Genomic DNA, 22,320 nt, shown 5'->3' on the forward strand with positions numbered 1-22,320 from the left:
GCTGGATTAGGGGGGATTACAACAAAAAGCCCCGCCGGAGCGGGGCCCTTGCTGGATCGTGGCGCCCGGGCTCAGGCCTCGGCGACCACGCTCACGGTGCGACGCTTCTTCGGGCCCTTGACCGCGAACTCGACCTTGCCGTCGATCAACGCGAACAGGGTGTGGTCGCGGCCGAGGCCGACGCCCATGCCCGGATGGAACTGTGTACCGCGCTGGCGGATGATGATGTTGCCGGCATCGATCGCCTGGCCACCATAGATCTTCACGCCGAGGTATTTCGGGTTGGAGTCGCGGCCGTTGCGGCTGGAACCTACGCCCTTTTTATGTGCCATGGCTGCTGCTCCTTACTTCTTGTCGCCACCGGCGATGCCGGTGATCTCGATTTCGGTGTAGTGCTGCCGGTGGCCCATCTGCTTGCGATGGTGCTTGCGGCGGCGGAACTTCACGATGCGCACCTTGTCGGCGCGGCCGTGGGCCTTGACGGTGGCGGTGACGGTGGCGCCGGAGAGGGCGTCGCCGATCTTGATGCCTTCGCCGTCGCCGAGCATGAGCACGTTGTCGAACGTGATCTCCTTGCCCGCCTCGACGTCAAGCAGCTCGACGCGGAGCGTCTCGCCTTGCATCACGCGGTATTGCTTTCCGCCTGTTACCAGGACTGCGTACATGACCAAGCTTCCTATGTAGTTATTGTGGTCTCTGTTGCCTTTTGCGGCAGACAGGAGCGGAATTGTAGGGGATTCATGGAGTTAGGGTCAAATCCACCTGAATGCAGGAAATACGGTTGCGTGCGGGGTACCGCATCAAGTAGCGTCGGGTGGCGGTGGCTACAGGGGGTCATCGCTACTGGCAAGTGCCAAGTGGAGCGTGCGCGGATCCGTTCAGGCGGTTTGCGCATGGGGTGTGACAACCGGGGGGCCTCTGTTCGTGAACAGCGAGAGCAACGCCAACGCGGCCGGACATGGCCGTGCGCCCACGATGGCGCCCACCCCTACCAGCGCCGCCGCGGCGATGCCGCACGCCACCCTGCGGCCCCGTTCCGCCGCCTCCCGCCATTCCGGCCTCCCCTCACGTGCCGCCGACGCCAGCCGTCGCGCCGCGGGCAGGCCTGCAGGTTCCACTGCGGTCGCAACAGCAACTCTGTGGATAGGGCCGGCGCCGTGAAAAGCGCTCGGATCGATTAAAGGGAGAGAGGATCGAAATGACACGACGCACTCGCAGCACCACGACAACGACCGCGCTCGCGGTGGCCATTGCAGCCGCCCTGGTCGCAGCACCCGCGGCTTACTCGGCTGGCCGGCAGCCCGCACTCGGCGGCGGCGCCAAGGTCTCCAAAGCCGCCAAGGGGCCGGTGTTTTCCAAGCCCGCACAGGCCTATGGAACCAACCTGAAGGCTCCGACCAACGAGGCCCATGACAGCTTCATCATCAGCTTCCAGAAGGGTGCCGCGCCCAGCGCGGCCGCGCTCCGCAACCACCTCCAGGCCGTGGGCAAGATCCTTGGCATCCAGATCGCGGTCGACCGCGACACGGCGACCGGCGCCAAGCTGGTCCGCACCAGCCGCGCACTCGACCGTGACGGCCTCAAGCAGCTGACCATCGAGCTGATGAAGAGCCCGATGGTCCGTGCGGTCGACCCGAACGGCCGCATGTATCGGGCGATGACGCCCAATGACGAGCTGTTCCCGCAGCAGTGGCATTACAAGGGCGGCGGAGAGGGCATGAATGCCGTCGAAGCCTGGGACTCGGTGGACGGCAGCGGCTACATCATCGCCGTGCTGGACACGGGACAGGTGGACCACGCCGACCTGGCCGGGCAGTTCATCGCCGGCTACGACTTCATCACCGACCCCGCCAACGCGCGCGACAACGACGGCCGCGACGCCAATCCCAACGACGAAGGCGACTGGGACGACAAGTACGACAGCTCCTGGCACGGCACCCACGTGGCCGGCACTGTCGCCGCACTCACCAACAACACCCTCGGTGTCGCCGGCGTGGCGCACGGTGCCAAGGTGCAGCACGTGCGCGTGCTCGGCAATGCCGGTGGCACGTTCGCCGACATCAACGACGCCATCGTCTGGGCGTCCGGTGGCACGGTGCCCGGCGTGCCGGACAACGCCACCCCGGCCGACGTCATCAACCTGAGCCTCGGTGGCTCCACGGTGTGCCCGACGGCCATGCAGGATGCGGTCAACATCGCCATCGCCAACGGCACCACGGTGGTCGCGGCGGCGGGCAACTCCAGCGGTGACGTAGCCGGCTTCTCGCCGGCGAGTTGCGCGGGGGTGATCGCGGTCGCCGGCACGGGGCCCAACAACACCCCGTACGCGGCCACCAACTTCGGTCCGCGCATCAACGTGGCCGCGCCTGCCGGCAGCGGTGCGCAGCCGGCCACCAACCAGGTGCTGTCCACCCTGAACACGGGGCTCGAAGGCCAGGCTGACGATTCCTATGCCTGGTACGCCGGCACCTCGATGGCCTCGCCCCACGTCGCGGGCACCATCGCCCTGATGCTGGAAGCGGCCGGTGGCGACCTGGACACTCCGGAAATCGAGGAGATCCTCGAGAACACCGCCTACGCCGCCAACCGCCTGATCCCGGGTTGTGACAACGCGGAGCGCTGGTGCGCCAGCATGATCGACGCCGGCCTTGCAGTATCGGTCGCCGCAGGTGACGAACCGCTGCCCCCGGCTCCGCCGGCTCCGCCGGAGCCGCCGCCGCCGACCCCGCTCGAGAACGGCGTGACGGTCAACCTGCCGGACATGACCGCGAACGAAAGCCTGTACTTCGTGCTCGACGTGCCCGCCGACCAGGGCCTGCTGGAGTTCAACCTCGGTGCCGGCACCTCGGGTGACTCGGACATCTACGTCCAGTACAACCAGCGCCCGTCCAACTCCGTCTGGCAGTGCCGCCCGTGGACCGGTGGAACGGTGTCCGAGCTCTGCTCGTTCACGGCTCCCACGGCCGGCGAGTGGCACGTGCGGGTGAACGCGTACACGGCATCCGCCGGGTACACGCTGACCGGCACCTACGACGAGGACGGCCCGGAGCCGCCGACGACGACCGTGCTCCAGAACGGCGTCACGGTGTCCGGCCTCAGCATCGCGGCCGGCCAGGAACTGTTCTTCGTGCTCGACGTGCCTGCAGGCGCGACCGACCTGAAGTTCCAGATGGCGGGCAGCAATGGTGATGCCGACCTGTACGTCCGTCGCGGCAGCCTGCCGACCGACACGGCCTACGATTGCCGCCCGTACCTGGGTGGGACAAACGAGACCTGCACCATCGCGGCACCGGAGGCGGGCCAGTGGTTCGTCCGCCTGGACGGCTGGTCGGCGGCGACCGACGTGAGCCTGACCGGCAGCTACGTGGGCGGCCCGGTGGGCGAGGCACCCACCAACGTGCGCGGCGCCTACGCCTTCGCCCTCAAGGCGCTGCGCATCCGCGTGCCGCTGTACTGGGACGGCGGCGATGGCGCGCAGGTGGACATCAAGCGCAACGGCGTGACCGTGGCGACGGTGGCCAACACGGGCTATGTCATGGATACGTTCACCGCCAGCGCGCCAGGCGCCGGCACGGTCACGTACCAGGTCTGCAACGCCGGCACCACCGAGTGCAATTCGGCCACGGTGAACTACACCGCGCGCCGCTGATCACCCGGTAACACGCAGCAAGCGAGGGGCCCGGTTCGCCGGGCCCCTTTCTGTTGCCGGCCGGGCCGCGCCGCCACGGCACCCGGCGCTGGCAATCCGCCGATTTGCCCCCAAATACCCGGCTCGGTAGGCTGCTTGATTGCCTTTGCCGGCCTGGCCCACTCCCCCTGCCCCACCCGGACCCCCACCCGATGGCGATGGACTACATCCGCATCCGCGGCGCGCGTACCCACAACCTCAAGAACATCGACCTCGACCTGCCGCGCGACAAGCTGATCGTGGTCACCGGCCTCTCCGGCTCCGGCAAGTCGTCGCTCGCGTTCGACACCATCTATGCCGAAGGCCAGCGCCGCTACGTCGAGTCGCTGTCCGCGTACGCGCGGCAGTTCCTGAGCGTGATGGAAAAGCCCGACATCGACCACATCGAGGGGCTGTCGCCGGCGATCGCGATCGAGCAGAAGTCGACCTCGCACAATCCGCGCTCCACCGTCGGCACCATCACCGAGATCTACGACTACCTGCGCCTGCTGTATGCGCGCGTCGGCCAGCCGCGCTGCCCGGACCACCACTACCCGCTGGAAGCGCAGATCGTCAGCCAGATGGTCGACCAGGTGCTGGCGCTCGACCCCGAGCGACGCTGGATGCTGCTGGCGCCGGTGGTGCGCGAGCGCAAGGGCGAGCACGCCCAGGTCTTCGAGCAGCTGCGCGCGCAGGGCTACGTGCGCGTGCGCGTGGACGGCGCGCTGTACGAGCTCGACGCCGTGCCACCGCTGGCGTTGCGCCAGAAGCACACCATCGAAGCGGTGATCGACCGCTTCAAGGTGCGCGACGACATCGGCCAGCGGCTGGCGGAATCGTTCGAGACCGCGCTCAAGCTCGGCGACGGCATGGCGGAGGTGCGCGCGATCGACGGCGAAGACGTGCCGCCGCTGCTGTTCTCGTCGCGCTACAGCTGTCCGGTGTGCGACTACGCGCTGCCGGAGCTGGAGCCGCGCCTGTTCTCGTTCAACGCGCCGGCCGGCGCCTGCCCGACCTGCGACGGCCTCGGCGTAAGCGAGTTTTTCGACCCCGTGCGCGTGGTGGTGCATCCGGAGCTCAGCCTCGCCGCCGGCGCGGTGCGCGGCTGGGACCGCCGCAACCACTACTATTTCCAGCTGATCGCATCGTTGGCCAAGCACTACGGCTTCAACGTCGACACGCGCTGGCAGGAACTCCCCGAGGACGTGCGCGAGGCGGTACTGTTCGGCAGCGGCAAGGATCTCATCGGCTTCACCTACGTCACCGAGGGTGGTGCGCGCAGCCAGCGGCGCCACCGCTTCGAAGGCGTGGTGCCCAACCTCGAGCGTCGCTACCGCGAGACCGAATCGGCCGCGGTGCGCGAGGAACTGTCGAAGTACGTCAGCGAGCGCGCCTGCCCGGACTGCGGCGGCGCGCGCCTGAACCGGTCGGCGCGCAACGTGTTCGTGGCGGAGCGGCCGCTGTCGTCGCTGGTGGTGTTGCCGATCGACGAGGCGCTGCGCTTCTTCACCGCCCTGGAGCTGCCCGGCTGGCGCGGCGAAGTGGCCAGCCGCATCGTCAAGGAGATCCGCGAGCGCCTGGGCTTCCTGGTCGATGTCGGCCTCGACTACCTGACCCTCGAACGCAAGGCGGACTCGCTGTCCGGCGGCGAGGCCCAGCGCATCCGCCTGGCCAGCCAGATCGGCGCTGGCCTGGTGGGCGTGATGTATGTGCTCGACGAGCCGTCGATCGGCCTGCACCAGCGGGACAACGAGCGCCTGCTGGGCACCCTGGTGCGCCTGCGCGACCTGGGCAACACCGTCATCGTGGTCGAGCATGACGAGGAGGCGATCCGCCTGGCGGACCACATCGTCGACATCGGCCCCGGCGCCGGCGTGCACGGCGGCGAAGTGGTCGCCGAAGGCAGCTACGACGACATCCTCAAGGCGCCGCGTTCGCTGACCGGGCAGTTCCTGTCCGGTAAGCGCCGGATCGAGATCCCTGCCGTGCGCCACAAAGCGAACCCGAAGATGCTGCTGACCCTGCGCGGCGCGTCGGGCAACAACCTGAAGGACGTCGACCTGACCATCCCCTCGGGGCTGTTCACCGCGATCACCGGCGTGTCCGGCTCCGGCAAGTCCACGCTCATCAACGACACCCTGTACGCGCTGGCCGCCAACGAGATCAACGGCGCGTCGCACACGCCGTCGCCGGTGCGCGAAGTGCACGGCCTGGACCTGTTCGACAAGGTGGTCGACATCGACCAGTCGCCGATCGGGCGCACGCCGCGCTCCAACCCGGCGACCTACACCGGCCTGTTCACGCCGCTGCGCGAGCTGTTCGCGCAGGTGCCGGAATCGCGCGCACGCGGCTACGGCCCCGGGCGTTTCAGCTTCAACGTGCGCGGCGGTCGCTGCGAGGCCTGCCAGGGCGACGGCCTGATCAAGGTCGAGATGCACTTCCTGCCGGATGTCTACGTGCCCTGCGACGTCTGTGGCGGCAAGCGCTACAACCGCGAGACGCTGGACGTGCTGTACAAGGGCCACAACATCCACGACGTGCTGGAAATGACCGTCGAGGCCGCGCTGGACCTGTTCCAGGCGGTGCCGTCGATCGCGCGCAAGCTGGAAACGCTGTCCGACGTCGGCCTGAACTACATCAAGCTCGGCCAGTCGGCGACCACGCTGTCGGGCGGCGAGGCGCAGCGCGTCAAGCTGTCCAAGGAACTGTCGCGCCGCGACACCGGGCGCACCCTGTACATCCTCGACGAGCCGACCACCGGCCTGCACTTCCACGACATCGAGCACCTGCTGGGCGTGCTGCACAAGCTGCGCGACGACGGCAACACGGTGGTCGTGATCGAGCACAACCTCGACGTGATCAAGACCGCCGACTGGGTGATCGACCTCGGCCCGGATGGCGGTCACCGCGGCGGGCAGATCATCGCGCAGGGCACCCCGGAAGAGGTCGCCGCCATGCCGCAGTCGCACACCGGGCGTTTCCTCGCGCCGCTGCTCGGTGCGCACGCCGGGATGCCCGCGGCCGCCCCCGGCGACAAGCCCGCTCCACCCCGATCCAGGGGCCGCACCGGCACGCCGACGCGCGGCCGCAAGACCAGGAAGATGACATGACCCACGCTCCCGGAGAACACGGCAAGCTGCTCCACCGCATGCCCATCGAACTGCGCTGGCGCGACCTGGACGCCTTCAACCACGTCAACAACTCCAACTTCATGACCTATCTCGAAGAGGCGCGGATCCGCTGGTTCGAGACCTTGGGCGAGGAATGGGTGACCGACGCGGTCGCGCCGCTGCTCGCGGCGGTGCAGATGAACTACCGCCAGCCGATTCCCTATCCGTCGTCGATCGTGGTCGAGTTGACGGCGGACCGCGTGGGCAGCAGCAGCGTCACCCTGGGCCACCGCATCACCAGTGCCGACGGCCGCGTGCTGCACGCCGACGGGCACGTGGTGATGGTGTGGGTGCTGCGCGCAAGCGGCCGGCCCACGGCGCTCCCCGAAGGCGTGCGCAGCGTCGCCGGCGGCTGACGCGCCTGCGTCAGCCGGTTCCGGCGGCGTCGAGCCTGCTGCCGCGCAGGCCATGGCGGATCATCAGCCGATACAGCGTGACCCGGGAAATCGCCAAGTCGCGCGCCGCGGCCTGCAGGTGGTGGCCATTGCGCAACAGCGCGCGCTCGATCGCCATGCGCTCGCCCTCCGAGCGCGCCTCCGACAGGGTCGTCGGTTCGTATGCCCTGCTGTCCAGGCGCAGGTCGCGGGCGCTGATCCTGGGACCCTCGGCCATCACCACGGCCTGGCGCACGCGGTTGACGAGTTCGCGCACGTTGCCCGGCCAGGCATGGTCGTGCAGCGCGCGCAGTGCATCGCGGCTGAAACCGCGGGTGCGGCCGCCGCCTTCGCGGCCGTGGCGCACCAGCGCCCAGCCGGCGAGCAGCGCGATGTCGGCGCCGCGTTCACGCAGTGGCGGCATGTCCAGCTCGATCACGCGCAGGCGGTGGTAGAGGTCCTCGCGGAAGCGCCCGGCGGCGACCGCCGCTACCAGGTCGACGTGTGTCGCGCAGATGATCCGCGCATCGGTGGGGATGTCGTCGTGGCCCCCGAGGCGCTGCAGCGTGCCCTGCTCGAGGAAACGCAGCAGCGACGCCTGGGACTCCAATGGCAGGTCGCCGATCTCGTCCAGGAACAGCGTGCCGCCATGGGCGAGCTCGATGCGTCCCAGCTTGCGCTGGTTGGCACCGGTGAACGCGCCGCGCTCGAAGCCGAACAGCTCCGACTGCACCAGGCTCTCGGGAATCGCTCCGCAGTTGATGACGACCAGCGGGCCGGCGTGGCGCGATGAATGGCGATGGATGGCCGAGGCGGCCAGTTCCTTGCCGGTACCGGTCTCGCCGCTGATGAACACCGGCGCGTCGGTCATCGCCGCACGCTGCAGGCGCCGGTACAGCGCCTGCATCGCCGGGCTGTCGCCGATCATGCCTTCCGGGCGCGGTGCCACCGGCTGGCCGACCCCGCCGCAGTCGCCCAGCCCCGCCATGCCATAGGCATGGCCAAGCACCATGGCCAGCAGGTCGTCGTGGCAGGGCAGTACCACGTAGTCGTGGCAGTGGTCGAGCACCAGCCGCCGGATGCGATCCACGCGTAGCTGGCCCGAGGAGATCCCCGCCACCCAGCCCACCCCGCCGCAGGCAAGCGCCGGCAGGATGTGGCCGAACCCGCGCTCGCCGAGGCGGTCGCAGTCGCGCAGGTCGATCAGCCCGACCTGGCAGCGCGGGCTCGCGCCGGCCAGGAGTCCGAGCACCTGGTCGGCCTCGGTCACCAGTCGCGGTTGCCATCCCCGCTCCACCACGCCCGCCGGGAAGGCATGGTCGCCATCGCGCCCTGCGACCACCCAATGGAGAATCTCGCGCACCTCCGCGCTTTTCGGCATGCAGTCGCTCCGTTCCCGCCCCCCCGGGTCACGCCTCGTTCCGGTCCACAGCAGTCAACGCACGCCCCGCGCGCGACCGGACATGGCCGGGGAAACGTCACGGGCCTAGAACGCGACGGGTACGCGCACCACGAGCGACAGGTCGGGCGTATCACGGGTGAGGCCGGCGCCCAGCGCGAAGTTCAGGCTGGTGCGGTCATTGAGGCGGTAGGTCGCGCCGAGCAGCAACGTGCCCAGCACGATGCGCACCGAGCCCGGCATGTCGCTGCCGTTCTGGCGCGCGCGGCCGATGATGTTGTGGTCGTAGCCGATGCTGATCGCGGCCTTCTCGTTGAGCGCCAGGCCCATGCCGATGTTGAAGCCGAGGACGTCGCCGGGATCGATCTCGCCGATGAACTCCGTGGTGGTCTGCGGGAATCCCTCCGGCGCGCCACTCAGCACGGTCCGCGAGAGGTCGTCGCGCGCGAAGTTGTGCAGGTAGCTCAGGCTGCCGAAGAACACCACCGGGTCGGAGGCGAACACCCAGGTCACGCCGGGCTGCACGGCGGCGAAACCGCTGCCGGTCGGCAGTTCCAGCGGCAGGCCGGTGCCGGTGGCGTTGGACACGCAGCGCGTCACGCAGTCGGTGACCACGTCGAACAGGTCCTTGCCGGTGCGCGTCTTGTAGCGCAGCCACAGCACGTAGTACGGGTGCTCGGGGCCGCGGTTGGCCAGCTGGTAGCGCGCGCTCAGCTCGATGTCGCCCACGCCGCGGCCGTCGGAGGTGAACACGCTGTCCTGCGCGGTGCCGGTGAAGATCTCGCGGCTGACGGTGTCGCCCTTGATGTAGACATACGGCACCCGCGCTTCCACCTCGAAGCGCTTGCCCAGGCCGTAGCGCGCACCGAGGGTGGCGGTCACGCTGGTGGTCTTCACCTGGCGCACGTCGATCAGGCCGATGAGGATCGCCGGGATGATCGTGTACCCGATCAACGCCACGCGGTCGTTGGCGTAATAGCCGGTCTGCAGCGAGGGCTCGAGGATCAGCTTGCCCTTCGGCGTCAGCACGCCGGGCTGGTCGAAGATCTGCGCCACCTCGGGGGGCCGGTCGTAGGTTTCCGGCGCCTGGCCCACGCGCGTGTCGCCCGGTGCGTCGCCGCGCGCTGCCATCGCGTCCCCGGCCGCACCCGCCGGCGCCGCCTGGCCGGCCGGGCCGCGGGCACGGAAGTCATCCAGGGCCAGCGCATCCACGCCCCATGTCGCCGCGTCCCAGGCCGCCTGCTGGTGCATCACCTGCGTGCGCAAGGCCTCGATTTCGCGCGCCTGGGCCTCGACGCGCGCTTCGAGTGCCGACAGCCGGGCATCGTCTTGGCCAACAGGCAGTGGCTCGCCTGCGCGCGCGGACAGCACCGGCACCAGCGCCAGTGAAATCGCCCAACTCAGGACAACACCGCGGCGGCGCGGCAGCGCCCCGCTCCCGATCCGCATCTCCATGCCTTGCGCTCCCCGTTGGCTCACGGTGTACCGATGGCGCCGATGCCGGCCATGCCCATGGCGTCGGCGAAATTGGCCGCCTGCAACATTCCCAGCGCGGTCGTGCCCGCCTCGATCGTGGTCATGACGCGGATGTCGGCGCCGTCCAGCGTGTTCTGCAGCACGAGCCCCGCGCCGACGCCGGGCTCGAACACGTTGCCCGCGCCCACCTGCACCAGCTGGGTATCGCGCAGCCGCGCGAGTTCATCCGTCTGCGCCGCGGTGATGTTGGCCACGTCCGGGACCTCGATGCGCAGCGACGACACCAGCTCGCCGTTGACCCACGCCTGGCGCTCGAACCCGAAGGACACCAGCATCCCGCCCGGCAGCACGTAGCCTCCGCGCAGGGTGGCCAGGCGGTCCGCATCAACCGGCGTCCAGCCCGCCGGCAGGCCATCGGCCGATGCCGCGGGCGCCGACCAGCCGACCGCCCCGGCCGCAAGCAGCCCGGTGACCAGCAGATGCCACATCCAGCGTTTCGTCGAGAACGTCTTCATGGTCAGATATCCCCCGGTCCGCGGCGGCTCAGCACCACGTCCTGAAGTCCCTGCCGCTGCACGGCCAGGGCGATGGGCGCCAATGGCGCGGCGCGCCAGTCGCGTGAAGCGTTGAATGCCGCAAACTCGCGGCGGTTGTGCACGACGAACAACACCCGGTTGTCCCACAGCCGCTCGAGGTCGCCACGCTTGAGCAACCGCGTGCCGCGCGCCGGGTCGCCGAGCAGCACGCGCCCGTCGCGCATGCCCTTGACCACCACGAAGTGGCGGTAGCCGCGGTCGTTGATCAGGATGATCGCCGGCAGGCCCTCTTCCAGCAGCTTGTCGAGCGGCAGTTCGAAGCCGTCCGCCTCGTAGCCGCGCGCCTGCAGGTACTCGCGCATGTCCAGCAGTGAAAAACCCTCGCGACGGATGCGCGCCTGGTCGCCGCGCGCGTACATCGCCTTGAACACGTCGGCCTCGCCAACCGGCTGGCCGTACTGGTAGGTGAGCAGCGTGGCCACCGCCGCGGAGCCGCAGCTGAAGTCGTATTGCTGGCGGATGGTGGTGCGGTAGCGCGCCTCCTTGAGGCTGGTGACGCGAACTGCGTAACTGCCGCCGTTGGGTACGCGGATCTCGGCAGGTGAACCGCTGGCGGCGCACGGTGCGGCCGCCTGCAGCAGGCCGGCGACGGCCAGCACGAGGCACGGCGCGGCCAGGCGCGGCGTCACGGGGCCGGTCCGCCGAACTGCACGTTCACCGCGGTGCCGTTCTGGATGAGCACGTTGTTGCCGCTGTTCTGGATCACGGTGCTGATGCCCGCGGCATTGCCGAACGCGCCGCCACCGACCACGTTCTGGCCGGTCACGTTGTCGTGTGCGACGTTGCCGGTCACGGTGCCGGCGTTGTCGACTTCGACCAGGATGCCCGGATCCAGGCCGACGTTGCCCGATTGCATCTGCAGCGCGTCCCCACTGACAACCGGCCCGAGGCCGGCCACGGCAGCCGTATCCGGCGCCGGTGACGCCAGCGCAACGGCGCCGGCCATGATCAAGATCGCGATAGCAGGCATGGCGGTTGCTCCTGGGCGCAGCGCGGGTGCGCCGCGGACATGCCGCGGCGCACACATCCGGTCAGACGCTCAGGTCACGGACCGCCCACGCTGAGGTTGGCCTGCACCGTCACGCCCTGCTGGATCAACGAGGAGGCGCCGCTGTTCTGCGCCATCACCATCAGCCCCGCAGCGGCATTGGCCGTGCCATCCATCGAGTTGGACATGTCGAACGAGCCCGCGTCGGCCCAGGCACTGCCGCCACTGCCGCCGTCGCCGCCGCTGCCGCCGGTGCCGTCACCGCCATTGCCCGCGCCGCCGGTGCCGGACCCGCCGTTGCCGCCAGTGCCGGACGTGGTGCTCGCGTTGCCACTGCTGCCGTCGTTGCTGGCCGTGGTCGCGCCGCCGGTGGCGGTCGCATCCGCGGTCGCGCTGCTGTCGGACGTGGCGGACGAGTCGGAACTCGCATCACCCGCGCCGCGCTCACGCGCGCGCGCGCGCGAATCGGCCGTGGAATCCGAGTCCGCATCGCTGCCCGCACCGTTCATGCCGATGGCGCCGGAATCGCCGTCGCGTCCGCTGAGGGCATACCCGTCACCGCTGTCGCCGCCATTGCCGCCGTCACCGTCGCCGCCGCTGCCGCGCCCGCCGCGTCCTTCGCCGCCATCGCCGCCACGCGCGCCACTGGCGTCGCCGCTGTTGCTGGCACTATTGCCGATGCCGAAGATGAGGTTGCCGGTCACCGTGCCTTCGAGGTAGGTCCTGGCGATCGCGCGGTTGCTGTTGAACGAACTGTTGATCTCGGTGCTCGCACTGCTGGCGTTGACCGCCGATGCATTCGAGTCGCCCAGGCCCATCGCTGCATCGGCGTGGTCGCGGTTGTCGCCGCTGCTGTTGTCTTCTTCGTTCGTCGCGTTGTTGTCGCCGCGGCCGGTTTCGGTCTGGTCCTGGGCCCAACCCGGCGCCGTCATGCCGATACCCAACAACACCGCCACGGCCATCATGCTCTTACGGATGCGCATCTCGTTCTCCTTGGGGGATGTCGCGCCGTCTCGCGTGGGGAGGTCCGCGTGGATGGCGCCACGGATCATCCTTTGCAGGATCGATGCCAACTCCGGAAAGGAGATGCAAGCAACTGATTCCAGTGATTTTTTACTCGGCGCCTGGACCGCAGGCATGGCCACGGGCGAGCCAGCGCAGGCAATACGTTTCATTCCTGCAGCACGCGCTGGCAGGCGGCGCGCAGAAGCCGGGGGCGCAGGCTGCCCGGAGCGCGCCATGGCGCGGGCAACGGCGGCCCGGCTGCGCCCGGCGACGTGTTCCACATCCGCACAGACGCATGCAGCGACCGGTACTGCGGCCCTTCGCGCTGCCCGCCACCGGCCTGTTCAGCGTGCGCGGGGAGACCTGACCTCGAATGCGCCCTCGATGGTGCGGCCGTCGGCGAGCACGAACCGCAGCACCGCGCGTTGGCCGGCAACCGGCGTGGCGACCGGACGCATCAGCATGAGGTGCAGGCCCCCGGGCTCCAGCACGGCCTCGCCACCCGCGGCGATCGCAAGCGACGGCACCGCGCGCATGCGGCTCACGCCGTCGGCCAGCGTGGTCTCGTGGATCTCGACACGGCCGAATCCGGCGCCCGAGGCCGCAACGACCTGCACCGCGGTCGCACAGGGATTCACGATGCGCGCGAAGCCGGCCAGCATCGGCATCGGCACCGGTGGCGGCCGCAGCCAGCCGTCGACCACGCGCGGCAGGCAGCCGGCGGCGGCGTCCTGCGCGGCCGCCGAGGGGGCCAGTGCGAGCAGCGCGAGCGCAAGCGGCAGGGAGCGAAGCATCTTGTCCATGTGCCTATGATATCGGCCCGATCCGCTTACGAGCATCCGCATGCCGGCCATCATCGACACCATCCGCCACGACGGCGCCATCATCGAACTGCGGCTTGCGCGCGCGCCGGTCAATGCGCTGAACCCCGAGCTCTGCCGGGCGATCGCGGACGCGGTGCCGGCGGCCGTGGCCGCGGGCGCGGCCGGCATCGTGCTGTCGGGTGGACCGAAGGTGTTCTCCGCCGGCCTCGACGTGCCGTACCTGATGTCGCTGCAGTCGCCGGACGAAGTTGGCGCCGCGTGGACGGAGTTCTTCGCCGCGGCCCGCGCGCTCGCGCTGTCGCCGGTGCCGGTCGCCGCGGCGCTGGCCGGGCACGCGCCCGCCGGCGGCTGCGTGCTCGCGCTGTGCTGCGACTACCGGGTGATGGCGAGCGGTGGGTACCGCATCGGCCTCAACGAGACCCAGGTGGGGCTGGTGGCGCCGGAGGGCATCCAGCGCCTGCTGCGCCGCGCGGTCGGCGTCAACCGCGCCGAGCGGCTGCTGGTGGGCGGCGAACTGGTGGAATCGGAGCGCGCGCTGGCGATCGGCCTCGTCGACGAACTGGCGGAGATCGACGAGGTCGTGGTGCGCGCCCGCGCGTGGCTCGAAGCGCTGCTGCAGCTGCCGCGCGATCCGGTGCTGCGCACGCGCGCGATCGCCCGCGCCGACCTGCTCGCGGCGCTGGAACCGGAACACATCGGTCTCGATCGCTTCATCGAAGACTGGTACGCGCCCGACACCCAGGCAGGGTTGCGTGCGCTGGTGGAGCGCCTCGGCAAGAAGTGACGCTCAACCGGCACCGGTGGCCACCGGCCGCGCGGGATCCTCGATCCAGCCGCTCCATGAGCCGGTGTAGAGCCCGGCTCCATCAAGCCCGGCATGCGCCATGGCCACGAGATGGTGGCAGGCCGTCACGCCGGACCCGCACATCGCCACCACGTCGCCCGGCGGGCGTCCGTCGAGCAGCGTGGAGAACTCGCTGGCCAGTCGCGTGGACGACTTGAAGCGCCCGTCCCCGAGGTTGGCCGCGTAGGGCCGCGAGCGTGCGCCCGGCACGTGGCCGGCCACGCGGTCGATCGGCTCCACTTCGCCGCGGTAGCGTTCGCCGGCGCGGGCATCGAGCAACAGGCCGCCCTCCGCAAGATGCGCCTGCACGCGCGCGGCATCGAACAGTCGGCTGCGGTCGAAGGCCAGCGGCTGGGCCAGCGACTGCGGAACGAGGGGGGAAGCGGCATCGAGCGGCAGGCCCTGCGCGCGCCACGCGGCCAGGCCGCCATCAAGCACCGCCACCGCCGCATGCCCGGCCAGGCGCAGCAGGCACCACGCGCGCGCGGCGAACGCCCCGTCGGCGGCGTCGTAAACGACCACCTGGCTGTCTCCGGCAATACCCCACCCGGCCAACGTGCGCGCAAATGCCGCCTCGCCCGGCCACGGATGCCGGCCCGCGCCCGGCGCATGCGCGCCCGACAGATCGCGTTCGAGATGCGCGTAGTGCGCACCCGGGACATGCGCCACGCGCCAGTCCGCCTCGCCCGAGCCGGCACCGGAGGCCGTGGCGAGCGCAAAGCGCGCATCGAGGACGACGAGTCCGGGCGTGCCCAGGCGGGCGGCCAGTTGCGTCGGCGATACCAGGGTGGTCCAGGTCTCATGCGGATTCATCACCGGCCTCCGGCGGCCTGCAGGCGTTGCCGCAGGTTGTACAGGATGGACGCTGTCGCGCCCCAGATGCGCTGCTCGGGCGCCCGCTGGTGGCGGCGGTATTCAAACACCTCGCGGGCGCGGCCCGCGAACTCGATGGCGATGCTGTCGAGGTTCTCCGGCGCCATCAGCCAGTCCAGCGGTACCTCGAACACATCGGCCACCTCGCCCGGCCGGGGTCGTGGTTCGAAGCCTGCCGGGATGCGCGCCACTACCGGCAGCACGCGGAAGCCGGTCACGGTGGCCAGGGGATCGAGATAGCCGAGCACGCGCGCCTGTGCCGGTGCCAGGCCGATCTCCTCCTCCGCCTCGCGCAGCGCGGCCGCCACCGGCCCATCGTCGCCAGGGTCCACCCGACCACCCGGGAAACTGACCTGGCCCGCGTGATGGCGCAGCCCGTCGTGGCGACGGGTGAGGATGACGCCGGTATCGGCATCGCCGATCAGCGGCACCAGCACGGCGGCATCGACCAGGCGCGCGTCGGCGGGCAGCAGGTCATGCAGGTCGTGGAGGTTCCAGGCGGGCCCCGCCGGCACCACGCCAGGCGGATTGAGCGCCGCCTGCAGCAGGGCATCGGCGAAGGCGGCCTCCATCAGCCGCGGCGCGCCTCGCGCGCGGGCAGCACGTCTTCCATCATGCGGAGGCGTTCGTCGTCGCCCATCGCCAGCCACGCGGCAATCTCGTGGCCGCTGCGGTGGCAGCCGTCGCAATAGCCGTCGTCGGCCATCGTGCAGACGCCGGTGCAGGGACTGAGGACGGCACGGAAGGCGGTGGTCATCGGGGGTTCCGGGAGGCGCGGGCTGCGCGGATCCGCGCAGCCCACATGCGGACGCGCCGGCTCGAAGGCCGGCGCGTCCAGGTTCACCGCGCAGCCTGCTGGGCCGCGCCTGTTGCCGCCGGGGCGTCGCCGCCCCGTGGCGCTTACTTGACGCTGACCAGCTTGACGTCGAACACGACCGCCTGGTTGGCCATGCGGCCGGCACGCATGTCGCTGCCGTAGGCCTTGTTGCCCGGGATCACGACTTCCCAGCGCGCGCCCGAAGGCATCTGCAGCAGCGCCTCGCGCAGGCCGTCCAGCGGCACCTGGCTCACCTTGAGGGCCACCGGGCCCGGCGTCTGGCCGGCCGCCACCTGGCTGGTGTCGACCAGCACGGTGCCGTCGGGCAGCGAGCCCTTGTAGGTCAGCTGCACGTCGCTCGCCTGGGTGGGCTTGGCGCCGTTGCCGGCCTCGATGACGCGGTACTGCACGCCGCCCGGGAGTTCCTTCACGCCTGCCTTGGACTTGTTCTGGGCCAGGAACGCGTCGCTCGCGGTCTTGTTGGCGGAGCTCAGCTTGGCGAATTCCGCCTCCATCTTGGCCTGCTGGCGCTTCTGCATGTTTTCCACGGCCACGCGCAGCTGGTCGACGCCGACGGTCGGCTCCTTCTTCGCGTAGCCGTCCTGCAGCGCCTTGATGACGGTGTTGACGTCGACCGCTTCGCCACGCGCGGTGAGGTCGGCAAGCTCGGCGCCGGTGTTGTAGCCGATCGCGTAGCTCAGCTTCCCCTTCTCGGAGGTGGTGTCCTGCGCGGCGGCGGTGCCCGCGACCAGGGTAAAGGCCGCGATGGCGGCAGCAAGCAAGCGCAACTTCATTCTGGGGACTCTCCGGGATTGCGAAACTGGGTGGGGTCCGAAACAAGCCAGGGCGGTCTGGCCGCCCCGGTTGGACACGGTAGGATACTGGCCACAGTGCTTAACCGCCACTGACGACCTTCCGATCCGACCACGCCTGCGGCGCCGAGTTCCCACGGCCACCGCGCCGCTGCCAGAGACCCCGCATGACCGATTCCCTGCTGCTGACCTCCGACCACGGCGCCGTGCGCATGGTTTCCGTGAACCGCCCGGAAAAACTGAATGCGCTGAACCGCGCCACCATGGAGGCGTTGCATGGCGCCTTCGACAGCGCGGCCGCCGATCCCGGCGTGCGCGCCGTGGTCCTGACCGGCAGCGGCGCCAAGGCGTTCGTCGCCGGCGCCGACATCGCCGAGATGGCGGCGCTGAGCGCGGTCGAGGCGCGCGAGTTCTCGCTGGTCGGCCAGCGCCTGATGCGGCGCATCGAGCGCATGCCCAAGCCCGTCGTGGCCATGGTCAACGGCTTTGCGCTGGGCGGCGGCCTGGAACTGGCGATGTGCTGCCACCTGCGCATCGCCGCCGACACGGCCAAGCTCGGCCTGCCCGAGGTCACGCTGGGCCTGCTGCCCGGTTTCGGCGGTACCCAGCGCCTGTTGCGCCTGTCCGGCCGCGCCGCCGCGCTCGAACTCACCCTCGGCGGCGCGCCGGTCGATGCCGCACGCGCGCTGGCGCTGGGCCTGGTGAACCGCGTGGTACCGGCGGCCGAACTGGAGGCCGAGACCATGCAATTCGCAACAAGGCTCGCCACCGGCGCACCGCTGGCGATGCGCGCCATCCTCGATGCCATCCATGTCGGCGGCGAGTGCGCGATCGATGACGGCCTGGAATACGAGAGCGCGCAGTTCGGCCTGGTGTTCTCCACCGGCGACGCCCGCGAGGGCATGACCGCCTTCCTCGAGCGCCGCAAGCCGGCGTTCGAAAACCGCTGAGGCACGGCGTGGCGGCGGGCGCAGGCGACGAGAGCGATCCGCGCGGCCCCGCGGTGGCTGCGCGCGCGCTGTTGCGGCTGGTGCGTGGCGACGATCTGGATGCCGCCATCGAAGCCGGCCTGGCCCGGTTCACCCCGTGCGCCGCGCTGTCCAACGACGAAAACGCCGAACTCGCCGCGGCGCGCGACCGCCTGCTCGTCGCCTGGGCCGCGCGCGAGCGTTACCTGGCGCGTGTCGCCCGGCTCGCGCGCCGCGCCGCCGCGCGCAAGGCCGCGCGCGCCGCGCCACCCGCGACCGGCGCGCCATCGGCGGACCTGCCTGCCGCGTCCTCGACAACGACGGGCGCCGGCACGCTGCCGGCGTCGCCGCCCGCACTTCCCGCCGCCGCGGCCGCGGCACTGGCGCGCGCCCGTGCCCGCATGGCGGGCAAGCCGTGAGCCCTCCGGAGCGTCGCGGCCGCGTCATGCCCAACGCGGCGGTCGGCGAGATGTTTGCGCGGCTGAAGGAACTCAACCCGACGCCGGCCACCGAGCTCGAGTTCACCACGCCCTACGAACTGCTGGTCGCGGTGACGCTGTCGGCGCAGGCCACCGACGTCGGCGTCAACAAGGCCACGCGGCGGCTGTTCCCGGTGGCCAAAACGCCTGCCGCGATCGCCGCGCTCGGCGAGGACGGCCTGAAGCCGTTCATCAACACCATCGGCCTGTTCAACGCCAAGGCCGCGAACGTCGCGGCGATGGCGCGGCTGCTGCTGGAGCGCCATGGCGGCGAGGTGCCGCGCACGCGCGAAGAACTCGAAGCGCTGCCCGGCGTCGGCCGCAAGACCGCCAACGTGGTGCTCAACACCGCATTCGGCGAGCCGACGATGGCGGTCGACACGCACATCTTCCGCGTGTCCAACCGCACCGGGCTCGCGCAGGGCAAGGACGTGCGCGCGGTCGAAGACCGGTTGCTGCGCCGCGTGCCAAGCGACTACCTGCACGACGCCCACCACTGGCTGATCCTGCACGGCCGCTACGTGTGCAAGGCACGCCGGCCGGAATGCCCGGCCTGCGTGCTGCGCGACCTGTGCACGTATCCGGACAAGACGCCCGGGATCGCCGGATGAAGAGCTACCGCCAGCGCGCGCTCAGCGCGCGGCCTGCGACACCAGGGTGACCCGCGGATCAAGCGGCAGCACCGTCTTGCTGGAAAAGCGCTGGTCGTCCGGCCCGGTCCAGCTGCAGGCCTCCGGCGTCGAATGGGCGCCGAGGTAACACACAGGCCACAGCAGCGTTGCCGCCACGGACGCGCCGCCCACCTCTTCGGTGGCAAAGCGCCACTGGCGTGATGCATTCACCGCAGCGGTGGCCATCGCCCGCGACACCGAGCCGGTGGCCGCGTGCACGTCGGCCGCGCGCACGTTGCCGCCGGCATCGACCTCGAGCTTCAGCACCACCATGCCCTCGTGGCCGGCGAGCTGGTCGCGCATCGGATACTCCGGCGCGGTGGTCGCGGCGAGCGCCGGGCCGGTGGTCGCCGACACCACGCTGTAGCCGCCGGGTTCGCCATGCGCGTCATCCACGACCACGCGCAGATAGGTACGGGCGGCCGCGCCCGCCTGGTCGACCGGCCCCGGATGGAACACCCAGGCGCGGATCTCGTCGGCGAGCGCGTCGGTCACCGCACCGGGCACGGCGCCATGCGGCGCGAGCCGGGTGATGTGGCCGTCGGCATCGAGGTCGAGCACGAAGGTGTGGACCTGCTGCGCGGCGTGGGCGGAGGCGAACGGCAGGGCCAGCGCGAGGAAGAGTGGAATCGCAGTGCGTTGCATGATGGTGCTCCCGCGCCGCAGCGCATCGGATGAATGCACCCGATGACACTATGTCCGCGTCCGCAGTGGGTTACACCCTTATGACAACCCCCGCTTGCGCCGATGGACGGCATTGTTCCGCCGACAGGCGGTCAAGCGACCTCACGCGTGGTGGCCGATCCGCAACCATTTGGTCGCCACCCACTTCTCGCCTTCGACCACCGGCGCGCCGCCATGCAGCGTCCCTGTCATCGGGTGCGGCCGATCGTAGGCGAAAAACACCGCGTTGCCCTTCACCGCGGCGACTTCGAAGCGCGCGTCGGGAAACGTGGTCGCGCCGCCGCGTGCCGGGGTGTTGAGGTACATCACGATCGACGCCACGCGCTGGCCACCGCGCGCCAGCGCCACGTGCGCGCCCGGGGTGGCGGGATCGAAATAGTCGTAATGCGGGCGGTACTCGGCCCCCGGGCCGTAGCGCAGCAGCTGCAGCCCTTCGCCATGTTCGAGCGGCCAGTCGACCAGTGCCGCCAGGCGCTGCTCGATGCGCGCACACAGCGCGTTCTCGCCGCGCCGGAAGAACATGCCTTCGCTGGTACGCGCCGGGTGCGCCTGGTCCGCGCCGGTCTCCGGATCGAACACCGGCGAGGGCGCAAGCCGTTCGCGGCCAAGCGCCACCAGCGCATCGCATTCGTCACCCGAAAGCACGCCGCCGAACACCACCACGCGCGGATGCAGCAGGTGGGCCAGCACCGCGACCTCGCGGTCGCCGGCATCGATGAGCGACGGTCCGTTCAAGACGATCGGCGACGGCACCTTCTGCGGCAGCGGCAGCCCGTGATCGAGCGCGTGCGCGTCGAGATGGCGGCGCATCGCGTCCTCGATCGCCACCGCGGCCGCGTCGCCGTCCCAGCCGCGCCCGACCATGTCGCCGAGCACCTCGTCCGGCGAAGCGCCGGAACGCACGCGATCCAGCAGCCACTGCACGAGGGCGGCGTCGACGACGGGTGTGTCCATGAGCGGTTCCTGCAGGGGTTCGTGGCGATGGGCTGCAAGCAGGCCGCGCCAGTGTGACGGTGCGATGACACCGATGACACGCCGCCGGCGTGCACATGTCGCACCACTGCAAGAAAGCTGTCATCGACGCTACCTATCGTGGCCTCCGATACGTCCGCCCCGCAGCGGCGCGGCGAACCGCGAGACAAGGCACGCCGCCACACCTGCCTGTCTTCGCCAGCAGTCACCACCCTTCCGGAGAGAACCGATGTCCATGCGCCACACGTCCAAGGCCCTACTCACGACTTTCGGCGCAGTGCTCGCGCTCAGCGCCTGCGGAGGCGGTGCCGACCGCGTCGCGTCACCGGGTGAGGGCGCATTCCCGCCGCCGCCGCCGACTGCCCCGCCGCCGCCGCCGACCACGCCTCCGCCGCCGCCGCCCACCGGTGGCCCCGCCGCGGACTGCCCGACCGGCTTCACCAACATCGGCACCGTCGCCGAGGGCTCGCTGCGCGCCTGCCGCCTGCCCGAGCGCATCGTCGGCAACCTGCTGGTCCCGGAGCGCGACGGTACCGTCTACGCCATCAGCGGCCGCGTCGCGGTCGGCGACGACCAGGGCGGCGACATCAACAACGAAGCCGCCGGCGCCCAGGAAGGCGTGCTGACCATCGAGCCTGGCGTGACCCTGTACGGCTCCGCCGGCGCCGACCTGCTGGTCGTCAACCGCGGCTCGCAGATCTACGCCCAGGGCACGGCCACCAAGCCGATCACCCTCACTGCACGCGCCGACATCGAGGGCCAGACCAACGCCAACTCGATCGGCCTGTGGGGCGGCCTGGTGCTGCTCGGCCGCGCGCCGATCAACGCCTGCCCGGGCACCACGGTCTCCGGCACGCCCGAATGCCAGGCGACCATCGAGGGCACCGACGGCTTCTACGGCGGCAACGCGCCGCGCGACAACAGCGGCATCGTCAAGTACCTGCGCGTCAAGCATTCCGGCTTCGAGGTCACGCCCAACAACGAGCTCAACGGCATTACCCTCGGTGGCGTCGGCGACGGCACGGTGTTCGAGTACGTGCAGGTGCACAACAGCTCCGATGACGGCATCGAATGGTTCGGCGGCACGGTCAACGGCCGCTACATCGTGGTCACCGGCGCCGACGACGACAGCCTCGACACCGACACCGGCTGGAATGGCGCGCTGCAGTACGGCATCGTCATCCAGCGCGCCACCGGCGGCGACCGCATGAACGAGTGGTCGAGCATCCGTCGCGAGCCCTACTCGAACCCGAAGGTGGCCAACTTCACCTACGTCGGCCGCGCCGGCGGCGGTGCCGCGATCACCCTCAACCAGGGCACCCAGGCTGCGTTCTACAACACCGTGGTCACCCGCCCCGCCGGCGGCACCGGCGCCGCCCTGCAGTGCCTGAGCATCTCCGACGAAAACACCACCGGCACGTTCGGCTCGGTGTTCTTCTCCTGCCCCACCCCGTTCGCCGACGCGCGCGCCGAGGCGGCGTTCACCTCCGGCACCGGCAACTCGGTCGGCACCTCGACCCTGGCCAACGTGTTCGTCAACGGCGCCAACGAAAGCGCGGTCGCGGCATTCCAGGGCCTGACTTCGGTCGACAGCCATTTCCAGCAGGTGGACTACATCGGCGGCGTGCGCAACGCCGGCGACACCTGGTGGCAGGGCTGGACCTGCGGCCTGACGGCCGACACGTCCTGCTGACGGACTGA

At 70.4% G+C, this 22,320-nt stretch carries 21 protein-coding genes and 1 pseudogene; 8 read left to right on the forward strand and 14 right to left on the reverse strand.

The window, feature by feature from the left end; genetic code table 11:
* Positions 1-71 precede the first annotated feature (71 nt).
* Together rpmA and rplU are read right to left on the reverse strand one after the other, a co-directional pair.
* On the reverse strand, positions 72-332 hold the full coding sequence (gene rpmA, locus H5368_RS05110) for a 50S ribosomal protein L27 (RefSeq protein WP_182821990.1): 261 nt from the start codon (positions 330-332) through the stop codon (positions 72-74).
* Between the two features lie 12 nt (positions 333-344).
* Positions 345-665 (reverse strand): 50S ribosomal protein L21, encoded by a 321-nt coding sequence (gene rplU / locus H5368_RS05115; protein WP_182821992.1) that lies wholly within the window; start codon positions 663-665, stop codon positions 345-347.
* Positions 666-1,198: 533 nt separating this feature from the next.
* Between rplU and H5368_RS05120 the strand changes: the two genes are divergently transcribed.
* The 3 genes from H5368_RS05120 (at position 1,199) to H5368_RS05130 (ending at position 7,193) form a co-directional block, all read left to right on the forward strand.
* On the forward strand, positions 1,199-3,649 hold the full coding sequence (locus tag H5368_RS05120) for a S8 family peptidase (RefSeq protein WP_182821994.1): 2,451 nt from the start codon (positions 1,199-1,201) through the stop codon (positions 3,647-3,649).
* Positions 3,650-3,840: 191 nt separating this feature from the next.
* Positions 3,841-6,777, forward strand: coding sequence for an excinuclease ABC subunit UvrA (gene uvrA / locus H5368_RS05125; RefSeq protein ID WP_182821996.1), 2,937 nt, complete (start codon positions 3,841-3,843; stop codon positions 6,775-6,777).
* Positions 6,774-7,193: a thioesterase family protein gene (locus H5368_RS05130; protein WP_182821998.1), complete on the forward strand. Its 420-nt coding sequence runs from the start codon at positions 6,774-6,776 to the stop codon at positions 7,191-7,193. The genes uvrA and H5368_RS05130 overlap by 4 nt, the downstream gene beginning before the upstream one ends.
* 10 nt (positions 7,194-7,203) lie before the next feature.
* Here the strand turns inward: H5368_RS05130 and H5368_RS05135 are convergent, their stop codons facing one another.
* The 7 genes from H5368_RS05135 to H5368_RS05165 form a co-directional block, all read right to left on the reverse strand.
* Positions 7,204-8,592, reverse strand: coding sequence for a sigma-54 dependent transcriptional regulator (locus H5368_RS05135; RefSeq protein ID WP_182821999.1), 1,389 nt, complete (start codon positions 8,590-8,592; stop codon positions 7,204-7,206).
* A gap of 105 nt (positions 8,593-8,697) precedes the next feature.
* A complete protein-coding gene (locus H5368_RS05140; protein WP_182822001.1) occupies positions 8,698-10,065 on the reverse strand; it encodes an acetate kinase in 1,368 nt (455 codons plus the stop codon).
* A gap of 20 nt (positions 10,066-10,085) precedes the next feature.
* A complete protein-coding gene (locus H5368_RS05145) occupies positions 10,086-10,601 on the reverse strand; it encodes a hypothetical protein (RefSeq protein ID WP_182822003.1) in 516 nt (171 codons plus the stop codon).
* Positions 10,602-10,603: 2 nt separating this feature from the next.
* Entirely contained in the window at positions 10,604-11,311 is a 708-nt protein-coding gene (locus H5368_RS05150; RefSeq protein WP_343203880.1) for a C39 family peptidase, read from the reverse strand.
* Positions 11,308-11,652, reverse strand: coding sequence for a carbon storage regulator (locus tag H5368_RS05155; RefSeq protein ID WP_182823966.1), 345 nt, complete (start codon positions 11,650-11,652; stop codon positions 11,308-11,310). The genes H5368_RS05150 and H5368_RS05155 overlap by 4 nt, the downstream gene beginning before the upstream one ends.
* Positions 11,653-11,726: 74 nt before the next feature.
* Positions 11,727-12,653: a hypothetical protein gene (locus tag H5368_RS05160; RefSeq protein WP_182822005.1), complete on the reverse strand. Its 927-nt coding sequence runs from the start codon at positions 12,651-12,653 to the stop codon at positions 11,727-11,729.
* 366 nt (positions 12,654-13,019) lie between these two features.
* A complete protein-coding gene (locus H5368_RS05165; protein WP_182822007.1) occupies positions 13,020-13,478 on the reverse strand; it encodes a copper chaperone PCu(A)C in 459 nt (152 codons plus the stop codon).
* 40 nt (positions 13,479-13,518) lie between these two features.
* Here H5368_RS05165 and H5368_RS05170 point away from each other — a divergent pair, with 40 nt between their 5' ends.
* Positions 13,519-14,283, forward strand: coding sequence for an enoyl-CoA hydratase/isomerase family protein (locus H5368_RS05170; RefSeq protein ID WP_182822009.1), 765 nt, complete (start codon positions 13,519-13,521; stop codon positions 14,281-14,283).
* A 3-nt stretch (positions 14,284-14,286) separates the two neighbouring features.
* Here the strand turns inward: H5368_RS05170 and H5368_RS05175 are convergent, their stop codons facing one another.
* The 3 genes and pseudogenes from H5368_RS05175 to H5368_RS05185 all read right to left on the reverse strand — a co-directional run bounded on the left by H5368_RS05175 (position 14,287) and on the right by H5368_RS05185 (position 16,827).
* A complete protein-coding gene (locus tag H5368_RS05175; protein WP_182822011.1) occupies positions 14,287-15,156 on the reverse strand; it encodes a sulfurtransferase in 870 nt (289 codons plus the stop codon).
* Positions 15,156-15,973, reverse strand: a pseudogene (locus H5368_RS05180) (CoA pyrophosphatase). The gene H5368_RS05175 and the pseudogene H5368_RS05180 overlap by 1 nt, the downstream one beginning before the upstream one ends.
* Before the next feature lie 143 nt (positions 15,974-16,116).
* Positions 16,117-16,827 carry an FKBP-type peptidyl-prolyl cis-trans isomerase N-terminal domain-containing protein gene (locus tag H5368_RS05185; RefSeq protein ID WP_182822013.1) on the reverse strand — a complete coding sequence of 237 codons (711 nt, stop codon included), beginning with the start codon at positions 16,825-16,827 and terminating at the stop codon, positions 16,117-16,119.
* Between the two features lie 185 nt (positions 16,828-17,012).
* Here H5368_RS05185 and H5368_RS05190 point away from each other — a divergent pair, with 185 nt between their 5' ends.
* The 3 genes from H5368_RS05190 to nth are packed head-to-tail and all read left to right on the forward strand — an operon-like array spanning position 17,013 to position 18,903.
* Positions 17,013-17,795, forward strand: coding sequence for an enoyl-CoA hydratase-related protein (locus H5368_RS05190; protein WP_182822015.1), 783 nt, complete (start codon positions 17,013-17,015; stop codon positions 17,793-17,795).
* A 53-nt stretch (positions 17,796-17,848) separates the two neighbouring features.
* A complete protein-coding gene (locus H5368_RS05195; protein ID WP_182823774.1) occupies positions 17,849-18,232 on the forward strand; it encodes a hypothetical protein in 384 nt (127 codons plus the stop codon).
* A 26-nt stretch (positions 18,233-18,258) separates the two neighbouring features.
* Positions 18,259-18,903 (forward strand): endonuclease III, encoded by a 645-nt coding sequence (gene nth, locus H5368_RS05200; RefSeq protein ID WP_182823772.1) that lies wholly within the window; start codon positions 18,259-18,261, stop codon positions 18,901-18,903.
* 21 nt (positions 18,904-18,924) lie between these two features.
* Here the strand turns inward: nth and H5368_RS05205 are convergent, their stop codons facing one another.
* Entirely contained in the window at positions 18,925-19,608 is a 684-nt protein-coding gene (locus tag H5368_RS05205; protein WP_182822017.1) for a TonB family protein, read from the reverse strand.
* 141 nt (positions 19,609-19,749) lie between these two features.
* On the reverse strand, positions 19,750-20,601 hold the full coding sequence (locus tag H5368_RS05210; protein ID WP_182822020.1) for a 2OG-Fe(II) oxygenase: 852 nt from the start codon (positions 20,599-20,601) through the stop codon (positions 19,750-19,752).
* Positions 20,602-20,848: 247 nt separating this feature from the next.
* Between H5368_RS05210 and H5368_RS05215 the strand changes: the two genes are divergently transcribed.
* A complete protein-coding gene (locus tag H5368_RS05215; RefSeq protein ID WP_182822022.1) occupies positions 20,849-22,312 on the forward strand; it encodes a hypothetical protein in 1,464 nt (487 codons plus the stop codon).
* Positions 22,313-22,320 lie beyond the last annotated feature (8 nt).

Origin of the sequence: Luteimonas sp. MC1782 (assembly GCF_014164605.1) — a bacterium.
GTDB lineage: Bacteria > Pseudomonadota > Gammaproteobacteria > Xanthomonadales > Xanthomonadaceae > Luteimonas.

Excerpts from the sequence above, each read along its gene's own strand:
- H5368_RS05140 (WP_182822001.1), bottom strand. The coding sequence starts at position 10,065 with ATGGAGATGCGGATCGGGAGCGGGGCGCTGCCGCGCCGCCGCGGTGTT.
- H5368_RS05135 (WP_182821999.1), bottom strand. The coding sequence starts at position 8,592 with ATGCCGAAAAGCGCGGAGGTGCGCGAGATTCTCCATTGGGTGGTCGCA.
- rpmA (WP_182821990.1), bottom strand. The coding sequence starts at position 332 with ATGGCACATAAAAAGGGCGTAGGTTCCAGCCGCAACGGCCGCGACTCC.
- H5368_RS05190 (WP_182822015.1), top strand. The coding sequence starts at position 17,013 with ATGACCGATTCCCTGCTGCTGACCTCCGACCACGGCGCCGTGCGCATG.
- H5368_RS05130 (WP_182821998.1), top strand. The coding sequence starts at position 6,774 with ATGACCCACGCTCCCGGAGAACACGGCAAGCTGCTCCACCGCATGCCC.
- nth (WP_182823772.1), top strand. The coding sequence starts at position 18,259 with ATGCCCAACGCGGCGGTCGGCGAGATGTTTGCGCGGCTGAAGGAACTC.
- H5368_RS05160 (WP_182822005.1), bottom strand. The coding sequence starts at position 12,653 with ATGCGCATCCGTAAGAGCATGATGGCCGTGGCGGTGTTGTTGGGTATC.
- uvrA (WP_182821996.1), top strand. The coding sequence starts at position 3,841 with ATGGCGATGGACTACATCCGCATCCGCGGCGCGCGTACCCACAACCTC.
- H5368_RS05205 (WP_182822017.1), bottom strand. The coding sequence starts at position 19,608 with ATGCAACGCACTGCGATTCCACTCTTCCTCGCGCTGGCCCTGCCGTTC.
- H5368_RS05120 (WP_182821994.1), top strand. The coding sequence starts at position 1,199 with ATGACACGACGCACTCGCAGCACCACGACAACGACCGCGCTCGCGGTG.
- H5368_RS05155 (WP_182823966.1), bottom strand. The coding sequence starts at position 11,652 with ATGCCTGCTATCGCGATCTTGATCATGGCCGGCGCCGTTGCGCTGGCG.
- H5368_RS05165 (WP_182822007.1), bottom strand. The coding sequence starts at position 13,478 with ATGGACAAGATGCTTCGCTCCCTGCCGCTTGCGCTCGCGCTGCTCGCA.
- H5368_RS05185 (WP_182822013.1), bottom strand. The coding sequence starts at position 16,827 with ATGAAGTTGCGCTTGCTTGCTGCCGCCATCGCGGCCTTTACCCTGGTC.
- rplU (WP_182821992.1), bottom strand. The coding sequence starts at position 665 with ATGTACGCAGTCCTGGTAACAGGCGGAAAGCAATACCGCGTGATGCAA.
- H5368_RS05215 (WP_182822022.1), top strand. The coding sequence starts at position 20,849 with ATGTCCATGCGCCACACGTCCAAGGCCCTACTCACGACTTTCGGCGCA.
- H5368_RS05210 (WP_182822020.1), bottom strand. The coding sequence starts at position 20,601 with ATGGACACACCCGTCGTCGACGCCGCCCTCGTGCAGTGGCTGCTGGAT.
- H5368_RS05175 (WP_182822011.1), bottom strand. The coding sequence starts at position 15,156 with ATGAATCCGCATGAGACCTGGACCACCCTGGTATCGCCGACGCAACTG.
- H5368_RS05145 (WP_182822003.1), bottom strand. The coding sequence starts at position 10,601 with ATGAAGACGTTCTCGACGAAACGCTGGATGTGGCATCTGCTGGTCACC.
- H5368_RS05170 (WP_182822009.1), top strand. The coding sequence starts at position 13,519 with ATGCCGGCCATCATCGACACCATCCGCCACGACGGCGCCATCATCGAA.